This window comes from Streptomyces lothianensis (assembly GCF_047779955.1).
GTDB lineage: Bacteria > Actinomycetota > Actinomycetes > Streptomycetales > Streptomycetaceae > Streptomyces.
On the sequence record NZ_JBLMKT010000029.1, the window covers coordinates 248,732 to 271,480 of the forward strand.

At 71.9% G+C, this 22,749-nt stretch carries 12 protein-coding genes; 4 read left to right on the forward strand and 8 right to left on the reverse strand.

The genetic code is table 11. The annotated features are described in order from the left end of the window. Positions 1 to 39: 39 nt before the first annotated feature. Genes ACLF6P_RS10115 through ACLF6P_RS10125 form a run of 3 tightly spaced genes read right to left on the reverse strand, consistent with a single transcriptional unit; the run spans position 40 to position 12,498 of the window. On the reverse strand, positions 40 to 351 hold the full coding sequence (locus ACLF6P_RS10115) for an acyl carrier protein (RefSeq protein WP_415949618.1): 312 nt from the start codon (positions 349 to 351) through the stop codon (positions 40 to 42). Beyond that, a complete protein-coding gene (locus tag ACLF6P_RS10120; RefSeq protein ID WP_415949619.1) occupies positions 348 to 5,258 on the reverse strand; it encodes a type I polyketide synthase in 4,911 nt (1,636 codons plus the stop codon). The genes ACLF6P_RS10115 and ACLF6P_RS10120 overlap by 4 nt, the downstream gene beginning before the upstream one ends. Positions 5,259 to 5,265: 7 nt before the next feature. After that, positions 5,266 to 12,498, reverse strand: coding sequence for an SDR family oxidoreductase (locus ACLF6P_RS10125; RefSeq protein WP_415949620.1), 7,233 nt, complete (start codon positions 12,496 to 12,498; stop codon positions 5,266 to 5,268). A gap of 483 nt (positions 12,499 to 12,981) precedes the next feature. Here ACLF6P_RS10125 and ACLF6P_RS10130 point away from each other — a divergent pair, with 483 nt between their 5' ends. Continuing rightward, positions 12,982 to 14,073, forward strand: a complete 1,092-nt coding sequence (locus ACLF6P_RS10130) for a DUF6801 domain-containing protein (RefSeq protein WP_415949621.1) — start codon at positions 12,982 to 12,984, stop codon at positions 14,071 to 14,073. 186 nt (positions 14,074 to 14,259) lie between these two features. Next, on the forward strand, positions 14,260 to 15,306 hold the full coding sequence (locus tag ACLF6P_RS10135) for a WxL protein peptidoglycan domain-containing protein (protein WP_415949622.1): 1,047 nt from the start codon (positions 14,260 to 14,262) through the stop codon (positions 15,304 to 15,306). A 130-nt stretch (positions 15,307 to 15,436) separates the two neighbouring features. On the opposite strand, the gene ACLF6P_RS10140 is transcribed toward ACLF6P_RS10135, so the two are convergent. After that, complete coding sequence (locus ACLF6P_RS10140; RefSeq protein WP_415949623.1) at positions 15,437 to 16,522, reverse strand: DUF6801 domain-containing protein; 1,086 nt, start codon at positions 16,520 to 16,522, stop codon at positions 15,437 to 15,439. 368 nt (positions 16,523 to 16,890) lie between these two features. Here ACLF6P_RS10140 and ACLF6P_RS10145 point away from each other — a divergent pair, with 368 nt between their 5' ends. Both ACLF6P_RS10145 and ACLF6P_RS10150 read left to right on the forward strand, forming a co-directional pair. Beyond that, positions 16,891 to 18,243 carry a DUF6801 domain-containing protein gene (locus tag ACLF6P_RS10145; RefSeq protein ID WP_415949624.1) on the forward strand — a complete coding sequence of 451 codons (1,353 nt, stop codon included), beginning with the start codon at positions 16,891 to 16,893 and terminating at the stop codon, positions 18,241 to 18,243. Positions 18,244 to 18,411: 168 nt separating this feature from the next. Beyond that, the gene (locus ACLF6P_RS10150) at positions 18,412 to 19,503 is read left to right on the forward strand and encodes a DUF6801 domain-containing protein (protein ID WP_415949625.1); all 1,092 of its coding nucleotides are present in this window, start codon (positions 18,412 to 18,414) and stop codon (positions 19,501 to 19,503) included. A gap of 98 nt (positions 19,504 to 19,601) precedes the next feature. Here ACLF6P_RS10150 and ACLF6P_RS10155 read toward each other — a convergent pair whose 3' ends face one another. From ACLF6P_RS10155 to ACLF6P_RS10170, 4 genes are read right to left on the reverse strand one after another with little or no spacing between them, the layout of a single operon-like run. Next, complete coding sequence (locus tag ACLF6P_RS10155; RefSeq protein WP_415949626.1) at positions 19,602 to 20,645, reverse strand: HTTM domain-containing protein; 1,044 nt, start codon at positions 20,643 to 20,645, stop codon at positions 19,602 to 19,604. After that, the gene (locus tag ACLF6P_RS10160) at positions 20,642 to 21,463 is read right to left on the reverse strand and encodes a DUF5819 family protein (RefSeq protein ID WP_415949627.1); all 822 of its coding nucleotides are present in this window, start codon (positions 21,461 to 21,463) and stop codon (positions 20,642 to 20,644) included. The genes ACLF6P_RS10155 and ACLF6P_RS10160 overlap by 4 nt, the downstream gene beginning before the upstream one ends. A 12-nt stretch (positions 21,464 to 21,475) precedes the next feature. Beyond that, positions 21,476 to 22,039: a hypothetical protein gene (locus ACLF6P_RS10165; RefSeq protein ID WP_415949628.1), complete on the reverse strand. Its 564-nt coding sequence runs from the start codon at positions 22,037 to 22,039 to the stop codon at positions 21,476 to 21,478. Between the two features lie 38 nt (positions 22,040 to 22,077). Further along, a complete protein-coding gene (locus tag ACLF6P_RS10170; protein WP_415949630.1) occupies positions 22,078 to 22,599 on the reverse strand; it encodes a hypothetical protein in 522 nt (173 codons plus the stop codon). Positions 22,600 to 22,749 lie beyond the last annotated feature (150 nt).

The window sequence follows — 22,749 nt, forward strand, 5'->3', positions numbered from 1 at the left end:
CGTGGTGGACGATTCCGTTCGCCCGCACTGAGGCCATGGTCAGCGCCCCGTCCCGGCGGCGCGCAGGGCGTCGGCCACGTAGGTCACCAGGTCCGAAACGGTCAGCTCGATGATCTCGTCCAGCTCCAGACCCGCGAGGTACTCGGCGAGGTTGACGTCGGCCCCGTACCACTCGCCGAGGAGGCCGGCCAGTGTGACGAGGTCGATGCTCTCCAGTTCCAGGTCGTCGCCGAGCCGGGTGTCCATGCCTATGTCGGTCGCGTCGAGCAGGCCGTCACCGAGCACCGTGGTGATCATCTCGGCTATCTCGGTGCGGATTCGGGAAGCATCGGGTGGCGCGGTGGCTTTCACAGGGCGTACTCCTTTGTCGTCCAGGCCACGACGTAGCGGTGGTGCGGTGATCCGGGTACAGAGGTCGAGATGTGCTCGCAGCGCACGTGGTGACGCTGCCGCTCGGTCCGAACGAGCAGCCCGTACGGGCTGGCCGAGACCACGGCGAAGTCGCGCGGCCGGCCGCGCAGCCCGTGCCCCTCGGCCTTGGCCGCGGCCTCCTTCGCCGCCCAGAAGCGGGTGAACCACACCGCTTCGTCCTCCCCCGCCGACTCGGCGAGTTCCGTGAGCAGTTCGCGTTCACGGGCGTCCAACGCGACGCGATGGGTGGATTCGGCGCGCTCGGTGACCAGCTCGATGTCGATGCCCACCGACGTGTCCGGGTGCTCACGCTCGGCGCGCGGACGCACGAGGGCGACGGCAGCGTCCGCCCGGTGGGCCACGGAGAGGTCGAGGTCCGGCAGCTCGCGTCCGTGCATTCCGACGGCGTAGGGCCGCCCTTCACGGTCGTTGCGGATCTCGATCTCGGCGGGGAACACGGCGCCCTCACCCCTCTCCCACAGCCAGTGCCGCACCGCGTCCTTAGCGGCGATGCGCCCGAGCAGCCACTGGCGGCGGCCGCGCGGCGGGTGACTGCCGTAGGCGGAGCGTTCGGCGGCGCCCAGATGGGTGCGCACGGCGAGATCGCGGGAGGCGAGGTCGTGCCAGTGGTCCGTGAGCAGGGCCCAGCCGCCCAGCCGTGCTTCGGACAGGGCGAGGCGTTCGGGGTAGCCGCCGGGCAGGTCCGCGCTCATCACGGTGAACCTGCGGTCCTGCCAGCCGGTGATCTCCGCCCAGACCGTGCCGTCGTCGTGGGTCAGCTGGATGTCCGCGGTGAGCAGCGAGCGCGTGATGGACGTGATCCTGACGTGGCAGTCGACGCCGGTGCCGGGCGCGGGTTCGGGTCCGAAGAACCTGAACCCCCGCATCCCGACGGGGAAGACGACCCGGCGCTCGGTGTGCTGGGCGAGGATCCAGTAGCCGAGCAGCTGGCCGACGTTGTCGAGCAGCGCTCCGGGTGCCGTGGGCACGGTGATCCTGCCGCGGATGTGCGCATCGCCGATGCCGGTCAGCTCGGTGACGCCTTGGAAGGCGGGGCCGTGGAACATCCACCGGTCCCGGTACAGGTCGGCGGCGCGGATCTCGCAGGCCCGTTCGCCCCGCGGCCGTGGCCACGGGGTGGGCGTCCGCTGCGGGTGCTCCTCGGAGAGTTCGAGGACCGCGCGGGCGTACGGTCCGAGGCTGACCCTGACCCGGGTGCTGTCCGGCTCGGGGGTCACCACCACCTCGACGACACCGGCGGGCTCCGCGGTCAGCCACTTCTCCAGGCGTACGTCGTACGCGGCGACGGCGCGGCGTCCGGGGAAGGCGCGCTCGGCGGCGTCCGTCATGTGGCGCAGGGCGGTGGTGGCGGGTACCACGGGGTGCCGGTCGGAGAGTTCGGACCAGCCGGGCCGCTGCGGGATGAAGCAGTGGTCGACGAGGTACGGCATCTCGTCCACGCCGACGCGCAGCCGGCTGCGGTGTGCCGTGGGTGCGTGGCGGCGCACCTCGGCCGGAACGCTTCCGGTCGCGGGAGCGGAGCCGTCGGCCGGGGCGCCGTCGACGCCCGCACCGCCCGCACCGCCCGCACCGCCCGCACCGCCCGCACCGCCCGCACCGCCCGCACCGCCCGCACCAGACAGGGTGCCGCCAACGGGCCGAACATTGTCGCCAGGCGGGGCATCAACGCCGGGCATTGCACTGTCGCCGGGCACGCGACCACCGCCCGCGGTTGTACCGCCGCGGGGGGCGATACCGTCCCAGAGAGGTATGACGCGTGCCGCCGCGGGCACCGGGCCGGCCGGAGTCGGCGACCCGGCTGCCGGCATTGCGGCCCGAAGGGTCGTCGGCGATGCGGAGGGTTCCGCCCCGCCCGCTCGGGCGGTCGCGCCGTCGCGGCGAAGCCCGGCGCCGGCGAACAGGGTGACCGCGGTCTGCGCCGTCTCGGTGAGGGCGGCGCGGAGCTCGGCCACCGCGGGAAACCGTTCGGCGAGCCCGCCGAGCCCTCCGAGCCCGTCGTTCGTCTCCTCGTGCGCGGTGGAGCGGCCCAGCGCGGTGAGCAGCTCCGCGCGCAGTTGCGAGCGTACGGGCTCGGGCAGCGAGACCGAGGCCGCGCCGAGGTCGAGCTTCACCGGCGGCGCGGCGACGGCCCGCCGCACGGAAGCCTCGGCATTCGCGCCCGGTTCGCCCGACGACGGAACGCGCGACAGCGCCGCCCCGGCCCCCGGCCGCCCTTCGGTCCACAGCGCGCTCACGACGCGCCGCAGCTGGGCGAGTCCGCCGCGTCGCGACGCGGCCGCCGCGACGGTCAGCACCTCGCGCCCGTGCAGGGTGTCGCCGATCAGCGAGCCCAGCTGTCCACCTCCGACCTGCACGAAGGCCCGGCACCCCGCCTCGTACATCGCCTCGGTCAGCTGCCGGAACCTGACCGGTTCGACGAGGTGGCGGACGAACAGCTCACGCACCTCGTCGGGCGCGGCCGGGAACGGCTCGGCCGTCGTGCCCGACCAGACCGGTACCCGCGCCTCGCGCACCGGGGCACAGCGCACGCCCTCGGTGAGCGGGCCGAGGTAGTCGGTCAGCATCGGGGTGTGGAAGCCGGAGCGGAACGGCAGGATGCGGGCGATGATCTGCTGCTCGCGCGCCTCCTCGACCAGTTCCTCGACGGCCTGCCGGGGGCCGCAGATCATGGCCTGGCCGGGTGCGTTGTCGTGGGAGAGCACGACGTCGCGGCGGCCCCGGAGCCGGTCCTCGACCTGCTGTGCGGGCGCGCCCAGTGCGGCGAAGACCACGCCGGGCACCCGCAGCGCATCGGGGTCGAAGTCGGCGAGCAGCTCGTTCGCGGTGGCGCTGTCGTAGAGGCCCCCGGCGAGCATGGCCGACCATTCGCCGATGCTGTGGCCCGCCACGGCATCGGGTTCGACGCCCAGTGCCCGCAGTGCGCCGTCCAGCACACGGCCGGCCGCAAGCACGCCGATGCCGTGCCGGCCGACATCGCCGACGACGGCGCCTTCGGTCTCGGTCTCGGTGAACGGCAGCCGGAAGTGCTCGGCCACCTCGGCCAGGCGTGGGGTGAACTCGGACTCCAGGCCCGGGAAGACGAAGGCGAGCCGCCCGCCCGACGACGGCGTGAGCAGCGGATCGGGGGTGAACCACACATCGCCCCGGCCACGCCAGGCGTTGCCCTTGGCGACGGCTCGGCGGGCCAGCGCCAGGCGCCGGGCGTCTGGTGCCACGACGGCGAGCCTGGTCCGGCCCTCGGGCGGATCGGCGTCGGCCTGGGCCAGCAGTTCGGCGTCATCGCGGTCGAGAGCCTCGGCCAGCTGCTCGGGCGTGTCGGCGGTGAGCCGCAGGATGTGTTCCGGCTCCCGTACGTCGGTGAGGGTGCGGATCGCGGAACCCTCGGAAGCCGCGGCGGACGCGGCGGACGCGGCGGACGCGAGACCGGGGTGCCGGGGCGCCACGGTGCGAGCCGCCCGCGGTGCCTGCTCCAGTACGGCATGGGCGTTGATGCCGCCGAAGCCGAAGGCGTTGACGGCCGCCCTGCGCATCGGCCCCGGCCAGGGACGCGCCTGGGCGATCGGGGCGAAGCGGGTGCGGTCGAGGTGCGGGTGCGGGTCCTCGCAGTGCAGGGTCGGCAGCAGGGTGCCGTGGTGGAGGGCGAGTGCGGCCTTGACCAGGCTCGCGGCCCCGGCCGCCGGCATCGTATGCCCGATCATCGACTTCACGGATCCGATGACCGCCGTCGGTTCGCCCTGGCGCGGCCCGAAGACCTCGCCGAGCGTGGCGAGTTCGGCTGCGTCCCCGGCCGGGGTGCCGGTGCCGTGCGCTTCGAGGAGCCCGAGGGCGTCGGGCGCCGCGGGGTCGAGGCCCGCCACGCGCCAGGCCTGCCGTACCGCGCGGATCTGGCCGCCGGGGTCGGGGCTCGCGAGGGCCGCGGCTCGGCCGTCGGCCGATACTCCGGTGCCGCGGATCACCGCGTAGACGCGGTCGCCGTCGCGCTGTGCGTCGGCGAGGCGCTTGAGGACGATGATCGCGGTGCCTTCGCCGATGAGGATGCCGTCGGCGGCCGCGTGGAAGGGCCGGCTGCGCTCGCTGCGGGAGAGTGCGCCGAGGCGGGCGAAGACGCTCCAGAGCGTGATGTCGTGGCAATGGTGGACCCCTCCGGCGAGCATCAGGTCGCAGCGCCCGGTGGCGAGTTCGGCGATGGCCTGGTCGACGGCGATCAGTGAGGAGGCGCAGGCCGCGTCGGTGGTGTAGGCAGGGCCGCGCAGGTCGAGCCGGTTGGCGACCCGGGCGGCGGCCAGGTTGGGGACGAGACCGATGGCCGATTCCGGGCGGTCCGGGCCGAGTTGTGCGTCGAAGGCCTCCGCGACACGGGCGAGCCGGTCGGCGCCCACCTCGGGCAGCAGCTCCCCCAGGGTCGTGACGAGCTGGCGGCCGGTGCGCACCCGCTGGTCGTGCCGGGCCTGACCGGGTGTGAGATAGCCGCCGCGGCCGAGGATCACGCCGATGCGCTCGCGGTCCGGCAGTCGCTCCTCGCCGCCCGCGTCGGCCAGGGCGCGGGCGGCGACCTGGAGGGCGATGAGCTGGTCGGGCTCGGTACCCGGCACGGAGTCGGGCATCACGCCGAACCGCGCGGCGTCCACGGTGGCGTGGGCGTCGACGAATCCTCCGCGCCGGCAGTAGATCCGCTCCGGGTAGTCGGCCGGGTCCCAGCGGTGGCCGGGGGCCTCCGTGATGGAGTCGGTGCCGTCGACCAGGTTGCGCCAGTACGTGTCGAGGTCGGGAGCGCCGGGAAGCAGTACCGCCATTCCGACGATCGCGACGGGTGAGGCTGTCGCCATGCCGCCCTCACCGGCCCGATGCGGTGAGGACGACGGAGGTGAGCGCCGGATCACCGAAGGCCAGCTCCCGCAGCAGGGCGAGGATGCCCTCGTCCGGGTCGATGAGGTGGATGCCCCTGCGGGCGTAGTCGCGGCCGAGTTCCGGGGTGACCATGCCGGCGTGCGCCCCGACGGGAGCCCAGGGGCCCCAGTGCACGGTGAGCGCGCGGTGTCCGGTGCGGGCCGCCCAGTCGGCGCCGAAGCTTTCCAGCGCCGAGTTCGCGGCCGCGTAGTCGCTCTGGCCGCGGTTGCCGTGCACCGCGGCGATGCTGCCGAAGAGCACGGCGGTCATGGGTTGTCCGGTGAGCGTGGCCGCCGCGTCGAGCAGGTGGCGTGCGCCGTCCACCTTCGTGCCGTACACCCGCCGGAACGACTCGATGTCCTTGTCCGCGAGCAGACGGTCCTCGATCACCCCCGCCCCGGCGACGACGAGGTCGATCCGGCCGTGCTCGGCCAGGACCTCCTTGAGCGTGCGGCCGACGGCGTCCGGATCGCGCAGGTCGACCGCGTGGTACCGGGCCGGGCTGCCCAGCGCCGCCAGTTCCTCGAGGGTGGAGCGGACCTCGCGCTGCGCGAGGATCAGCCCCGCCGCACGGTCCACTTCGGCCGGGGTGCGTCCGCCCGCCGAGGCGAGGACGGAACGCAGTGCAGCCCGGTCCGGGGCGGCCGCCGTGGCCGGGTCCTCCAGGGTGTCGGGCGCTGCGGTGCGGCCGAGGAGCTCCACCTTGCAGCGGGCGGCCCCGGCCAGGGCGAGCGCGAGCCTGGCGGTGATGCCACGGGCCCCGCCGGCGAGTACGACGACCGAATCGGCGCCCAGGCCGCAGGCCGCCACCTCGGCCGCGCCGTCACCCGCCGGCCCCGCGCCGCTGTGCGCCAGGGAGCCGAGGGGAGTCGGCTCGGGGCGCGGGGCGGTACGGCCCTCGGGTGTGCGGTCGACGACGGGTTCGTCGTCGACGGCCGCCAACTCGTCCAGCAGGGCCCGTGCGAACCGCCCGGCGGGTTCCGTGTGGCCGCTCATACGCACCAGCCGGGCGGTCGTGCGGGGATACTCGCGCGCGACGGTGCGAAGGAGTCCGGGCAGCCCGGCGCCCGATTCGCCCGTGCTGTGGGCCGCGCAGACGAGCCAGGTGGGGTTCCGGTCGAGGGCGGACCTGAGGACCGGCATGTCGCCCGGGAGGACCGGGCCTGCCTCCTCCTCCAGGGCGGAGAGGTGGAAGACGCCGTCCAGCGGCTCGTGTTCGGTCGTGAGCTGGTGGCCGCGCTCCAGGACCACGGTGCTCGCACCACGTCGGGCGAGTTCCTCCACGAGAGCCTCGGCCACCTCGCCGCCGAAGTGAGTCCCATCGCGGTCCTGGCTGCCGCGCGCGCCGACGTCCTCGGCGCCGTCACCGTCGGCGGCTCGGCCCGCATCGGCGGCGGCGCCTAGTACGGCGAAGCGGCGGCCGCTCAGATCCACGGAGCCGGGCGGCGGGTCGAGCTGCACGGGCCGGACGAGGTACCGCCGGGGGGCGGCGCTCACCGGCTCGGACGCTTCTTCACGGGCGCTTTCCGCTGTCGAGGAGTTCGCCGTTGCCGAGGATGTCGCCGTAGCCGAGGCGTTCACCGTTGCCGGGGTGTACGCCGTTTCCGCCGCGCTCTCCGTCTCTGCCGCGCTCTCCGTCTCTGCCGCGCTCTGCGTCTCTGCCGCGCTTTCCGCTTGCTCCCCTCCCGGGGCCAGGGTGTGGTCACCCGGCGCCGGAAGGGTGGTCTCGGGGCTGGTGGGGTCTTGTCGCGCGGTCAGCCATGCGGCGATCGCCGCCGCCGTACGGGCCTGCGAGAGTTCCTCCAGTGCCCGGTCGTCCAGGTGCGGGCCGGCCGCGCCGCCCAGCCTGCTGCCGAGTTCCCCGGCGATCTCGGTCCGCTTGATGGAGTCGATGCTCAGATCGGCCTCCAGGTCGAGATCGGGCTCGATCATGTCGGCCGGGTAGCCCGTGCGTTCGCTGATGATGTCCAGCACGGCCTGCAGCAGGGACGCGCCCATCGGGGCAGGGGTCTCGTCGGCGCCCCCCGTGGCCGGGGCGGGCACCGGCCGGGCGATCGGCGCGGGCTCGGGCTGGGTGACCGGCGCGGGCTCCGGAAGCGGGGAGGCGAGCGCGTGGTGACCGGCGTCGGGCGAGGCGGCAACGGCGCGCGGCGTGGGCGTCGCACCGAAGTAGGAGAGCAGCACGTCCCGTTGGGCGGCGACCAGCTCCCTGCTGCTGCGCAGGAACTCCGAGACCAGGGCGTCCTGGTCGGACTGCTGGGCTCTGTGCGATGCGTTGCCGGTCACGCTTTCCTCCAAGGAGATACGTCGGGCCGGCCGCAGTGCGCCCGGCAGGGGTTCTCCCGTGGCGTCCCTGACGAGATGGCCGTCCACGGTCCAGCCGGGGGCCCGGGTCCGCCGCTTGCCCTCGGTGGTGTGTCGTCCGTGGAAGAGGGAGTCGGTGCGTACGGGCACTCCCGCCACCGCGAGTCGGGCCAGGCACTCCAGGAATCCGTGCAGTCCGGCGTCCGGCCAGGGCTCGAGGGGAACGGCGACATGGGGGCGGTCCGCGAGGATCTTGCCGACCAGGCCGGTGAGTACGGTGCCGGGGCCCGCCTCTACGAAGATCCGGGCCCCGGCCGCGTACATCGCCTCGATCTGTTCGGCAAAGCGGACCGGTGCACCGATCTGGGCCGCGAGGAGGTTCCGGACCTCGCCGGGCGACTGGGGATAGGGCTGCGCGGTGGCATTGGACCAGACCGTGAACTCCTGGCCGCGCACCTCCGCTTCCTCCAGGTCCGCGCGGAACCGAGCGCAGGCATCCGCCACCAGTGGGCTGTGGAAGGCGCAGGCCACGGGCAGTGCCTTGGCGCCGTGACCGGCCTCCCGCAGGGCGCGCGTCGCCTCCCGTACCGCCTCGGTCGGCCCGGAGATCACGCTCTGGGCCGGTGTGTTGAGGTTGGCGAGCACGACCTGGCCCGCGAGGCCCACCGCTTCCAGGGCGGAGCGCGTCTGCCACTCGTCGGCCGCGACCGCGGCCATGCCGCCCGGGTCCTCGCCGGCCGCGTCCAGGATGGCGCGGGCGCGGCGGCCGCTCAGGTCGATGAGAGCTTCGGATCCGAGGGCGCCCGCCGCGCTGAGAGCCACGAGCTCCCCGTAGGAGTGACCGCCCGCCATGTCGGGCGCCACACCCGCGCGGGTGAGCAGATCGTGGCCTACGAGCCCCGCAATGCCCAGGGCCGGTTGGGCATTGCGGGTGTCTGTGAGGGCGGCGCGCTGCCGCTCGGCAGCTTGGGAGGAGAAGCCGTCCGCGGGGTAGAGCACATCGGCGTAGGGTGCTCCGAGCCCCAGGTAGCGCTGGAGCCAGGGGAAGGCGATCAGCAGATCGGACGCCATGCCCGGGCGCTGGCTGCCCTGCCCCGGGAAGAGGAAGGCAACTCTGCCGCGGGCCGCGCCTTCCGCGCCTTCCGCGCCTTCCGCGCCTTCCGCGCCTTCCGCGCCTTCCGCGGCCAGGAATACGCCCACAGCGGGATCGTGCTGTCCGGCCAGCGCCTTGCGCAGCAGCTCGGGCAGGCTCAGCAGGTCGGGGGCGACCACCGCGATGCGGGCCGGGGAGGAGCGTTCGGCGGCGCGGATCGCGGTGGCCGTGGCGAGTTCCCGCAGCCGCCGGGGGCCGTCGGTCGTCGGGCCGTCGAACGTGTCGAGCGTGTCGAGCAGGCGCCGGACCTCCCGCTCGGCCGCCTCCCGGTCCCGGCCGTGGAAGGTGAACAGTTCGGCGGGCCAGTCCAGGTGACCGTGCGCGGGCGGTGCGCCGTTCCCGTACGCACCGAGCACGACGTGGAAGTTCGTCCCGCCGAAACCGAACGCACTGACTCCGGCGTAGCGCTCCGCGGGCTCGCGCCCCCAGGGGCGGGCGCGGGTGTGGAAGACGAAGGGGCTGCGGTCCGGCTGCCATGCAGGGTTCGGGTGCGTGAGCTGCCGGGTGGGCGGCAGCACTCCGGTGTGCAGGGCCATGGCCGTCTTGATCAGCCCGGCCAGTCCCGCGGCGCATTTGGTGTGCCCGATCTGGGACTTCACGGAACCCAGCGCGCAGCTCGCCTTCCCGGCCCCGGCCTGTGTGAACACCTCGCTGAGCACGGTCAGTTCCGTGCGGTCGCCCACCACGGTGCCGGTGCCGTGCGCCTCGACCAGGCCGACCTGCGCCGGTGAGACTCCGGCCCGCCGGTAGGCACGGTCGAGCGCCGCCTTCTGGCCTTCGGGGCGGGGCGCGGTCAGTCCTCTGCCCCGGCCGTCGCTGGCGCTGCCGATGCCCTTGATCACCGCGTAGATGCGGTCCCCGTCCCGTTCGGCGTCCGCGAGGCGCTTGAGGACGACGCAGGCGACGCCCTCGCCGAGCGCGATGCCATCGGCGTCCGCGTCGAAGGTCCGGCAGCGTCCGGTGGGCGACAGGGCGCCGACGGAGGAGAACAGCAGGTAGTCGTTGATGCCGTTGTGCAGGTCCGCACCGCCGCACAGCACCATGTCGCTGGTGCCGAGGGCGAGTTCCTTGCAGGCGACGTCGACGGCCGCGAGCGAGGAGGCGCAGGCCGCGTCGACCGTGTAGTTGGCTCCGCCCAGGTCGAGACGGTTGGCGATCCGGCCGGCGATGACGTTGGCGAGCATGCCGGGGAAGGAGTCCTCGGTCAGCGGCGGCAGCTGGTCCGCGAGCGCGGGCGGTACGTCGCCGACGTAGGCAGGCAGTACGGTGCGCAGGGTCGTGGCGTTCGCGAGGTCGCTGCCCGCTTCGGCGCCGAACACGACGCTTGCCCGGGAGCGGTCGAAGGCCCGGTCCGCGTATCCGGCGTCGCCCAGCGCGCGGCGCGCCGCCTCCAGGGCGAGCAGCTGCACCGGCTCGATGGCGCCGAGCGAGGCGGGCGGGATGCCGTACGCCAGTGGGTCGAAGGGGATTCGGGGCAGGAAGCCGCCCGAGGTGGAGGGGGTGCTGTCCGGGCCGCTGCCGTGGTAAACGGCCGGATCCCAGCGCCCTTCGGGCACCTCGGTCACCGCATCGGCTCCGGAGAGGATCTGCGCCCAGTACGCGTCAAGACCGTCGGCTCCGGGGAACATGCAGGCCATCCCGACGACGGCGACGTCGAGGGGCGCCGTGCACTCGTCCGGCTCGGCGGCGTCGGGCACGAGCCGGGGTCGAAGCAGGCGTGCGCGTGCGCGCAGGAAGTCTCCGGCCGCCTCGCCGACTGCGTGGTGCAGGGCGCCGACGGTGGTCCGGGAGGACCGCAGGACGGACACCTGACCGGCCATGAACATTCCGGCGGCCCGCTGCCGTTCGTCGTCGACCACGTACAGTGCCCCGCCGGAGCGGTCGGTGCCCTCGCCGCGTGCCACGCCCTTGCTGGCAATGCGCAGGCGTCCGAGGTTCAGCCGTTCCAGCTCGGCCCACACCTGCTGCTGCGGCAGACCGCTCTGTCTCAGCCGCCGTTCCTCCGCGGCGAATTCGGCGGTGTACGGGCTGGGCACGCAGCGGGTGGCGTGACCCGGCGCGGTGCGCAGCAGCTCCGTGGTCTGCGCCGCGGCCACCTGTTCCTGGAAGCACGGCCGTACGGCGCCGAGCGCGACCGCTTCGTCGGTGAACAGGTAGGCCGTGCCCATCAGGAAGCCCGCCGCCGCGCCACGGGCCACGAGAGGTCCGGCCATGGCCGCCACCATCGCGGCGGAGCGTTCGTCGTGGATGCCGCCGGCGAAGAACACCTCCAGCTGCCCCGCGGCCTCGGGGTGCTGCTCCGCGTACGCCTCCAGGACGCCCAGTTGGGCCTCCCACAGAGGGAAGGAGGCGAGCGGTCCCACATGGCCGCCGCACTCCGAGCCCTCGAAGACGTAGCGCCGTACGCCCGCCTCCAGGTACTGGCGCAGCAGGCCCGGTGTGGGCACGTGCAGGAAGGTGCGGATACCGGCTTCCTCCAGCTCGGCCGCCTGCGCCGGACGCCCTCCTGCGATGATGGCGTGGCTGGGCGCGAACTCCCGTACGGCGGCGAGCTGGGCCGCCCGGGTGCTCTCGTCGGCGAAGCCGAGGATGCCGACGCCCCACGGGCGGCCGGCGAGCTCGTCGCGGGTGCGGGCGAGGAGGTCTCCGGTCTGTTCGCCGTTCGAGAGGGCCAGCGCCAGAAAGGGCAGTCCGCCCTCGGCCGCCACCGCCGCAGCGAAGCCCGGCTGGTCGCTGACCCGGGTCATCGGCCCCTGGGCGAGGGGCAGTCCGGTGCCCAGGGCGGTGGCCATCGCGGATCCGGCGCCGAGGACGGGCGGCGGGCCGTCGGCCGTGCCCGCGTACTCGTGCCCGCCCTTGCCTTCGCGGTCACGTTCGCCTTCGTTCCCGCTCCCGCCTTCGCTCCCGCTCCCGCTCTCGCGGACGACGGCTTCCTCGATGGCGGTCCGTACTCCGTGCACCGCTCGTACGGCGGTGCCCCACCGGCGGGCGAAGCGGGCGGCGAGATAGCCGTCCTCCCCGACCGGAAGGAGCGTCTCCCCGTCCGGGCCGCGTCGGCGCAGCAGCCGCGTTCCGTCGACGAGGCTCGTCTCCGTCCCGTCCATGGCGGCGAGCGCCGACCGCTTGCTCTGCGGCAGCGAGGACTCGGCGAGCAGGGCCAGTTGGGTGTCGAGGACGACTCCGACCGCTCCGCCGAGCACTGCGGCCGCCGCGGTGTGCTCCCCGATGCCTCCGCAGGCCCAGACCGGCAGTCCCACGTCCGGGTCGTCGAGGAGTTGCTGCAGCAGGACGAAGGTGCTGAGGTCCCCGACACGCCCACCGCTCTCGCTGCCGCGGGCGACGAGGCCGTCCGCGCCCGCGGCGAGCGCCCGCGCGGCCTGCTCACGGTCCGTCACCTCGGCCAGCACCCAGTAGTAGTCGCCGAGTTCCGTGGCATCCCAGGCGGAGTCCACGCCGAGGAGCACGGTGTGCGCCCGGCCCGCCGCGAGTCCGTCGAGCTCGGAGGGCCGCAGCTCGCAGTGCGATCCGACCCGTACGCCGAAGCCCTGGGGCTCGCTGTGGGCCAGCCGCGCCAGTTCCTCCCGTGCGGCACGGTCGCCGGCACCGAGGTCGAGCAGCCCCACGCCGCCGGCCCGGCTGACGGCGCTCACAAGACGCGCGTCGGGACGGCCCAAGGGGCTCACCCCTATGACGGTGTCCGTAATTTCCGCAGAAGGATTCATCGGCGCTCCGCATCGTCGATCGCTACGGCTCGGCACGGCCCGGACGTTGAATACGAAATCGAGCCGAGAGCGGAAGTTAGACACGGGCCTCCGAGCAGGTCAATGCTTGTTTCACTGCACCGGAAATTCCTGTGGCGTTGTGAGCAAGGACCTGGGTCGCGTTGTCATCTGTGCGCACATGGGGCGACAGGATCCGCTCCCTCGACGACGAGGTGCGCACGGCGGAAAACTTTGGCAGTTCGGTACGAAGCCCGCCGGTTCCGTACTCACCTGCCCACGAAAATTACCGCTCCGCCACCACACGGAAATACAGCTGGAATGATTCCATTGACCGCCAAACTACCTGTCAGTAGTTTGGCGATTCGAAAAATAGAGCCGTATTTCAGTGACTACGACTGATACGGCTACGCCCCATGCACCCTCACTCGATACGAAAGGCAGCACATGGGAGCCCAATCAAGGAGAACCCTGACGCGCCGCGTCGTGGGTACCTTCGCCGCCGCCGGACTCGCCGCCGGCCTGGTCAGCCTCAGCGCCGGACCTGCCTCGGCCGTTCCGGTTCAGCTGGACCAGACGTACACCTGCGTCTTCCCGATCATCAGCTCCGATCCGATCAAGGTCCAGATCACCACCGATATGCCGACCGAGATGGAGGTCGGCGATCAGGTTCCCGCGTACGACATCACGGCCGTCACCGAGGTCAGCGCACGCGCGGCCCAGGGACTCGGCGTCATGGGAGCCGTCAGCCTCGAAGGCAAGGCGACCGCCGACGTCAACGTCAGCCTTCCGGGCGGCGGGAACCTGCCCATCAAGGTGGTGAACACCGTTGCCCCGGCCGACATACCCAACCCGGCCGCGGCATTCAACGTGACCGCGACCGGTCAGTCCCCGGGCGGACTGCTGACCTGGGCGGACCCGGGTACCGCGAAGTTCGACGTCACCGGCCTGAAGCTGCACAACATGATCGCGCGTGACGTCGACGGCAACCCCGTCGCCCTCCCGCCGTTCACGGACGAGTTCACCGCGGAGTGCACGCTCGACGAGGGCCAGCCCACCACACTGCACACGATGGACATCAAGGGCGGCATCGTCGACCCGCCGCCCGAGGGCGAGACGCTTGACCAGAACCTGAACACCCAGGTCACGCCGAAGGCGGTGGAGGGCACCCTCTCCATGGCCCAGGCGGGCGACGCGGTCTCCCTGTCCCCGGTCGAGGAGGGCTCGGGCGACAGCTCCACCGGCGACCTGCAGACCGTCACCGTCTCCGACACCCGCGCCGGTGCCACGGGCTGGTCGCTGACCGGCAAGGTCACCGACTTCACCGGTGACGCCGGTTCCATCGGTGCGAGCCAGCTGAGCTGGACGCCGTCCTGTGAGACGGCGGCCGGTTCCGCGAGCACCTGTGTCCCCGGCTCGGAAGGCGTCGTGGGCGCGGAGGGTGCGACCCTCGCGAGCGCACCTGACGCCGCCGAGACCGGCGGCGAGTTCTCGGTCGGTGCCGGGCTCTCGCTCGGTGTTCCGGCGGACGCCGCTCCCGGTGACTACGCGGCGGTGCTCACGCTGACGCTCACCTGATCCACCCCCAGGTGGCCTGCCATCCCCCGGCTGGCCACCCGATGGACCGGCCGTCCACGGCCGGTCCATCCGAGGTGGGTCGGCCATCCCTCCCGGCCGGCCCACCTCTTCCGCGCCTCCCACACCGGGCGCCGTCTCCCACGCCGGCCGCTTCCGGCTGTCCGCCTCGCATGGTTGGGGTCACCCATGACAGACACACACACCACGAACACCCTGCACAGATCCCGCTCACCCCGACCGCCGCGCCGTATCGGAGCGGCGGTCCTCACCGTTGTGACCTTGGTGCTGGGCCTGCTCCTCGCAGGACGGGCGCCGTATGCACATGCGGCGGACAACGGCCTCTGGTCGGTCTTCCCGGCAAGCTCAGACGGCAAGGACGGGGCGGCGAAGAAACCCTACTTCCGTATGAGGGCCGATCCCGGGAGCACCATCAAGGACAAGGTCACGATCTCCAATCTGGCGAAGGAGACAGTTACCTTCCTGGTCTACGGGGCCGACGCGTACAACACCCCGCGCGACGGCGGTTTCGCCGTCCGCGAGAAGTCCGAGAAGCAGCGGACGGTGGGGCGGTGGACGCGGCTGAAGCATACGGAGGTCACCATCCCCGGGGGCGAGAAGGCGACCGTTCCGTTCACCCTGACCATCCCGCGCGAAGCAACACCCGGCGACCATCCGGGGGCGATCGTCGCGCTGGACAAGCGCGTCGCGCGGGCCAAGGGCACGGGGTTCGGCATCCGGCAGGCCGTGGGAGCGCGGGTCTATCTCCAGGTCAACGGGAAACGCACACCCGAACTCGACATCAAGGACGTCAGCTTCGACTACGAGGTGCCGCTGATCCCCGGCCTCGGCGATTCGGCGACGATCTCCTACACGCTCGTCAACAGCGGCAACACGCTGCTCGAGCCGCGTGTCGACCTCAAGGCCAAGGGCCTGTTCGGCCGTACGTCCTTCCGGAGCGACGCCGACCGACTGCCGGCCGAGCTGATGCCTGGTCAGAGTGTACGGGTCACCGAGAAGTGGGGGGCGCCGCCACCGGTCGACTGGGGTGATCTGCAGGTGACGGCATCCGACGACGGCGGAGAGCTGGCGACGACCGCCGCCACCGCGTATCGCACGGTGAACAAGGTGGTGCTGACGCTGCTGCTCGTTCTGCTGTTCGGTGGGCTTGCCGGCTGGTTCCTGGTGCGGCGGCGACGCCGCCGCCGACGTGTCCCTGCGGCCGCCGGAGCCTGACACCGGCGGAATTGGCACCGACAGCGACTGCGCCCGCGGCTGCGGGGGTTCTCCCCCCTCAGCCGCGGGCGCAGTCGCTGTCGGTTCTTCGCCTTCCTGCCCGTCAGGCGCTTCTTCGGTTTCCCGCCCGTCAGGCGCTCCGTCCCTGGCCGCGGCCCCTGGGCGTGCGTCCGGCGTAGGAGACTGTCGCGACACCCGCCGCACAGAGCCCACCGGCCGCCGCGAGGGCCCAGCCGAGCTTGGCCAACCCGGTGTCGGCCAGCCCGCCACCCGAACCGGAACCCGAACCGACCACCGTGGTACCGAGCTGGACCCCGGAAGCGCCGGAGAGGCCACCGCTGGTCCCCGCGGTACCGGCTCCACCGGTACCGCCCGAGTCGCCGCCCGTCGTTCCTCCGCCGGTGGTTCCGCCGCCCGTCACGGGGTCGGTGGGGTCCGTCGGATCTGCCGGGTCCGTCGGATCGGTCGGATCGGTCGGATCCGTGGGGTCCATCGGGTCCGTCGGGTCCGTCGGGTCCGTCGGGTCCGTCGGGTCGACAGGATCCGTGGGCGGGTCCGACGGGTCGGAGCCGCCATCGCCCTCGATGGTCATGGTGTGCAGCGTGGTCGGCTGCCCCTTCCCCAGCGTGCAGTCCGCGGTGAACTCACCCTTGAACGGCGGCAGATCCACCGGATTTCCCGCCTTGTCCCGGGCAATCATGTTGTGCAGCCTGAGCCCGGTGACATCGAACTTCGCGGTCCCCCCCTTCTCCCAGGTCAGGAGGCCGCCGGGGGACTGCCCGGTCGCGGTCACCTCGAACGCGGCGGCCGGGTTCGGGATATCGGCCCGGGCGACGGTGTTCGCCACGTTGATCGGCAGGTTCCCGTCACCACCCGGCAGGGTGACGTTGACGGCCGCGGTCGCCCTGCCTTCCAGCGTCACCGCGTTCATGACACCGAGGCCCTGGGCCGCACGCTCGCTGACCTGGGTCACTGCCGTGATGTCGTACGCGGGAACCATCTCGCCGGCCTGCATCGTGGCCGGCATGTCGGTGCTGATCTCGACCTTGATCGGATCATCGCCGATGATCGGGAACGTGCAGGTGTATTCCTGCGTGAACGACACCGGGTCCGCCGCCGCGCTGCCCCCACCGGCCAGGGCCAGCACCAGGCCTGCCACTCCGGTGAGAGCCGAGCCCGCCATCAGGCGCCGCTCCTTGCCTTGCTGCTCGTCCATAGACTTCCCTGCTTTCGGAAAAGGCACAGTCGAGCAATTAGTACTGACGGGTAGCCGGGTGGTCAATCTGACTTCAGGAGATTGAATTCTGGAGATCAAGGAGTTGTCATCCCGCTACATACGCATACTCACCGGGGTCACAAAAGTGGCACCGTTCACACAGGGGGCCGCACGAGACCTTGACCCGGACCGTACCGCTCAGTAGTTTTCCGGCTTGAAACATTGCCGAATCGCGATGAGCATAATTCCGCTACGGCAATTTATCGTGCCTCCGGATATTCCCTGGACGACAGGGCCGGCGATTCCCGGGGAAACACCGGGGGCGCAGTCATAGTTCGTGCCCATTCACACAGCACGAGAGGTAGCTCATGAGAGCGCAGCGAATGTCGGCCCGAGGCCGTGGTGCACTGAGCGTGGCGGCGGCCGCGGGGCTGGTGGCCGGTCTCGTCACCCTCACGGCGGGACCAGCCGCGGCCGAGTCGGTTCAGCTGAACCAGTCGTACACATGTAAGTTCCCGATCATCGGCGACGACCCGATCAAGGTCGAGATCACGGCCGACATGCCGGCCACGATGCAGGTCGGCGAGACGGTTCCCGAGTACGACATCACGGCCGTCACCGAGGTCAGCGCACGCGCGGCCCAGGGACTCGGCGTCATGGGAGCCGTCAAGCTCGAAGGCAAGGCCACCGCCGACGTCAACGTGACCCTCCCGGGTGGCGACGGGAACCTGCCCATCAAGGTCGCGAACGTCGTCGCCCCGGCGGACATCCCCAACCCGGCCGCCGCCTTCGACGTCATCGCCACCGGCAAGTCGCCCGGCAACCTCCTTACCTGGAGCAAGGAAGGCACCGCGAAGTTCGACGTCACCGGGCTCAACCTGCACAACATGATCGCGCGTGACGCCGACGGCAACCCCGTCGCCCTCCCGCCGTTCGAGGACGAGTTCACCGCGGACTGCACGCTCGACGCCGGCCAGCCCACCACGCTCCACACCATGACCATCGGTGGCCAGCCCGATCCGACGGATCCGACGGACCCCACGGACCCCACGGACCCCACGGACCCGACGGACCCCACGGACCCCACGGACCCCACGGACCCCACGGACCCGACGGACCCCACGGACCCGACAGACCCGACAGACCCCACGGACCCGACGGACCCGACAGACCCCACGGACCCCACCGACCCGACCGACCCCGGCAATGAGCCGGTGAAGCTCGACTTCGACATCAAGGGCGTCTCCCACATCAAGGCGGCCAACGGCAACACCCCGCTCAGCGGCGACATCAAGACCCGTTACGACCTCGCCGCCGGCACCTTCGACGCCGACCTCAACCTCCTGCCCAACACCGGCAGCTTCACCATCCTGGGCTTCCTGCCGACCACCGCCGACGTCGCCTTCGAGCAGGACGGCATGACCACCGGCACCCTCGACGTGAACGGCGTCCTCAAGTCCCACTCCGAGATGTACGTCAAGCTCACCAGCGTCAACATCTTCGGACTCCCGATCGGCGGCGGCGAGAACTGCAAGACCGTCGAGACGGCCAAGATCGACCTCGCCAGTGAAGGCCGCTTCGCGCCCTTCAAGGGCGGCAAGCTCAAGGGCACCTACACCCTGCCGGGCATCGCCGACTGCGGCGGCTTCAACGACATCATCAGCGCCTTCATGGCCGGCCCCGGCAACACCATCGACATGGACCTCACCTACAAGGGCTAGAGGTACCCCCGGATCAGATCAGCTGAGCTGAACCGGTAAGCACCAAGCCCCGGCCCCCCGTCCCTCGCAGACGGGGGGCCGGACTTGTTCCCCCGACTTTTCCGAGAGGCAGAAATGAGAACGCGACGCAAGCGACGTGCGCGCATCCCGGCACGTGCCACGGCGGCCGTGGCTCTGCTGGCAGGGTTCATCGGCATGTCCTCCGGCGCCCCCGCGGCCGCGGACCCGGTGTCCCTGACCCAGACCTATGAATGCGTGTTCCCGCTCATCCAGGAAGATCCGCTCACCGTGGTCATCAAGGCCGACCTGCCGAGCGCAGTGGACGTGGGCGAGCCGATCCCGGCGTTCGCGGTGACCTCGGTGGCGACCGTCAGCGACGGCGCCGCCAGCGGACTGAAGGCTGTCGGCAGCGCCACCCTCGAAGGCGTGGCCACCGCCGACGTCACCGTGAACATGCCGGAGGGGCCGCCGCTCGACATCGCCCTGGAGAACACCATCAGCAGCACGCCGCTGCCCGACCCGGCCGCGGAATTCACCGTGACGGCCCGCGGCGAAGCGCCCCGCCTGACCTTCCGGCAATCCGGCACCGTCTCCATCGACGTCAACAGCCTCCTGTTGACCATGACTCCACGCGACGCCGCGGGCGACAAGACCTCGCTTGACACCTTCGAGACCGAGTGCACCCTCGATCCCGCCGACCAGGGCAGGACCCTGCACACGATCGAGGTCCTTCCGGAGCCGACGGACCGGGTGAAGCTCGACTTCGACATCAAGGGCGTCTCCCACATCAAGGCGGCCAACGGCGACACCCCGCTCAGCGGCGACATCAAGACCCGTTACGACCTCGACACCGGCGCCTTCGACGCCGACCTCAACCTCGCCCCCACCCGGGGCAACTTCACCATCCTGGGCTTCCTGCCCACCACCGCCGACATCGCCTTCGAACAGGACGGCATGACCACCGGCACCCTCGACGTGAACGGCGTCCTCAAGTCCCACTCCGAGATGTACGTCAAGCTCACCAGCGTCAACATCTTCGGCCTCCCGATCGGCGGCGGCGAGAACTGCAGGACCACCGAAGCCGCCAAGATCGACCTCGTCGGCGAAGGCCGTTTCCAGCCCTACCAGGGCGGCAGGCTCGTCGGCACCTACACCCTGCCGGGCATCGCCGACTGCGGCGGCTTCAACGACATCATCAGCGCCTTCATGGCCGGCCCCGGCAACACCATCGACATGAACCTCACCCACAAGGAGAGCTGACCCGGCCGGTCAGCGGCGACGACCGCACGCCTGAGCCCCCGCCACGTCCGATACCGGACGGCATGGCGGGGGCTCAGAGGTGAGTGCGGTCTCCGGGGTCAGGTCCCGGGACCGCGCAGCGTCCGCGCCACCCGTGCCGCGCCCAGCCAGAACGCCGTCGGCAGGAAGACCAGATCGCCCACGATGGTGATGGCGGAGAACATGGGCAGGGCCAGCAGCAGGCCGATGCCGAGGTGGATGCCGAACATCACGGCGAGCGCCGCGTACTTGAGCCGCCGGTTGAACACCAGGGCCGGGAAGAGCACCTGGGAGAAGACCGTGGCGTAGGCGAGAAACGCCATCCAATGCGTCTGGTCCGCGATCCAGGCGGAAAGCTCGGGGAAGGTGGCGAAATCGTCGAGGTGCAGGGAGTAGTAGAGGGCGCTGCCGTCCCGCCAGGACTCGCCGCGGACCTTGTACAGGCCGGCGGTCCCGTAGATGACCATCACCTGGAAGGCGAAGAGGGCCAGGCCCGCGTTGTGCAGCACCGTGACGATTCTGCGGCGCAGTTCCTCGGTCGGTCCGACGGGCTCCGGGTGCTGCTCGGGCCCCCTCTGCTCCGTACGTGCGGACCGGGCGGCGCGGCGCGCGTCCAGGGACCATCGGCGGCCCGAGGCGCACAGGACGAGATAGTTGGCGAAGAGCAGGCTGAGCAGCGCGAATCCGCCGTTCGCCAGCGATCCCCGGACGTAGAAGCCCGCAACCACGAAGGCGAAGAGCACCGCCATGACTCTGGTGTGCCAGCCGAGCAGGTAGAGCACGCTCACGACGACGGCCAGCGCGTAGGCTGCCCAGAAGAGGTCGGTGCTCTCCGTGCCGAGCCATGTGTACCACCAGGACAGCGTCCCGTCCTGGCCCCGTGCCCGCGTCGTCTCCGCGAACAGTTCCGGCGTGTACGGGGAGCCTGGCCCCCAGAGCCGGTCGGCGTGCCCGATCTCGCGGAGGAGCTGCAGGAGGAACAGGCCCGAGACGCCGATCCGCAGCACGGCGGCGCCGTACAGCCCGTGTGGCCGCAGGGTGAGCTCGCGCAGCCGCCCTCCGGCCCGCCTCGCCCTGTCGTCGAACGCCGTGCCGCCCGCCTGCATGACCTGCCGGAGCGTCACCGGGGCACCTCCCAGGTTCCGAGTGTCTGTCGGCTCGACCGCGGGGGCGGTCCCTGTTGACCGGGCGCTGCGGTCGGTACGCGTCGGACGCGCAGTTCGATGGCATCGGGCCGCGGCTCCCCCAGGTCCTCCAGCCGTACGACGACGACGTTGCGCAGATAGCGCGCCGCACGGGTCAGCGGAGCGTGCCGCTGCGAGTCGGGGGACCCCGTCAGATGGGCCGAGAGGGCTTTGCGCAGGACGGCCTGGTCCTCCCTGCTGGGCAGCGGGTTGCCGCGGTGGGCCGCGATGTCCTGCGCGGTGAGGTCGATCCACCGGCCAGGTCGGCCCGAGCGCCAGGGACGCACCTCCAGGTGTGCGCTGGCCTTCGGCGGGTTGGGCGCGAAGATGTTCCAGTCCTGGGGAAAGAGCGGCCGCAGCCATCCCTGGACCGTCGCCGACTGGGACTTGGCCAGCGGCAGATCGGGGCTGACGTCGAGGACGAGCAGCGCCATGTGCGTCAGCGTGAGGCCCATGACCAGCGCGGTGACGCATCGCCCGATCAGCCGGTGGACCCCATTGAGCGGGGTGCCCCGGGGGGCCAGCGGGTCGGGCGGCTCCACCGGGGCGGGCTCGTCACCGGCCGCGGCGGCCTCGGTCTGCGAGGCTTGGGCCCCTGTGACTTCGTCGGTCTGCGTGTCCCTGGCCGCCCCGTCCCGGGCCGCCTCGCCCCTGACCGCCTCGCCCCTGACCGCCGCGTCCCGGGCCGCCGTGTCCCTGACCGCCGCGTCCCGGGCCGCCGCGTCCCGGGCCGCCTTGTCCCTCGCCGCCGTATCCATGGCCGGGATGCCTCAGCCGGCCGAGGGTGCGGCCTGAGCGCCCCCGTCGGCGAGAACTTCGGCGCATTCCGGCGCCTCGTCGAAGGCCTTCTTGAGTTCCGGATGGGAGCGGAGGTCCTGCGCGGGCCCCTGGTAGGAGCCCGCCTTCTCGATGCCGTCACCCGCTTCGCGCAGCGCCTTCTCCAGGGACTTCTTGTCCGTGACCTTCGCCTTCTTGAGGCCTTCGTTGGTGGCCGACAAGGTGTCACGCGCCTCACGCAGGCGCTTCAGCGCCTTGTCGTACGCGCCCTGGCCGCCCTCGACCGGCGGGGCCTCGCCGTTCTCCATGTTCTTTTCCAGCGCACCGAGCTGGCCGTCGAGGGCGTCGAGGAAGCCGACGACCTCGGTCTGGTACTCCTTGGGCGAGTCCCCGTCGCCCTTGGGCAGCTGCAGCTGCGAGCCCAGGTTCTGGACCTCGCCGCAGAAGCCGCCCGCCCAGGCGAGCTGCGGAGCCCCCTCGGGCTCCGCCGTGCTGCAGCCGGTGGCCACCACCGTCACCGTCGCGAGCAGGGCCGCGGCCGCTATCTGTCGTCTCATCTCTGACCTCTCGTGATGTCGAGCCGGAGCGCGGTGATTCACCGGCTGAACGTGTCGATCTTCGTGATGCGCCAGGCGCCCTCGGTGTGGCGCACGTCCACGGCGAACATCGCGGGCGCGGAGGCCGCGGGGCCGTCCTCGGCGGTGCTGACGTTGCTCTGGTCGGCGAAGACGAGGACGCGTGCCCGATCGCCGTCGATGAGCTCGACCGCGCTGTGCGTGACGGTCGTGGTGAGCACGAGTTTCTGCTTCTCACCCTGCGCGCGGACCCGGGCGAGCATGTCCTCGTGCTGGCCGACGGCCTCGCCGGCGAGATGTTCCCGGGCGGCGCGGTCGGTGTTCTCGGGCTTGGTGTAGTCGTAGGAGAAGACCTCGTTCACGGCCTTGTCGACCACGCCGTTGATCTCGCTGGTGGTCGCCGAGTCGGTGAGGGCCGCGTTGTGCAGGGCCGGGACGTCGCGCAGGTCCGCGGCGCGGCCGTGCGCCAGAGCCGCGAAGGATACGGCGAGGACCGCGACCAGAACGAGCAGCGGCCGGTGTCCACGCGAGAGCGCGCTCACGGCGCGCCGGGCACGCCCTGCTGCGCGAGGCGGCTCGGAGTGGCGGGCCTGCTCCGCCGGTCGGCCGGCTCCGCGACCGCGCCCGGGGACGGGGACGGCCCGCGGAGCGGCTCCGGTCCTGCGTTCGGGCGCGGTCCTGCGTTCGGGCGC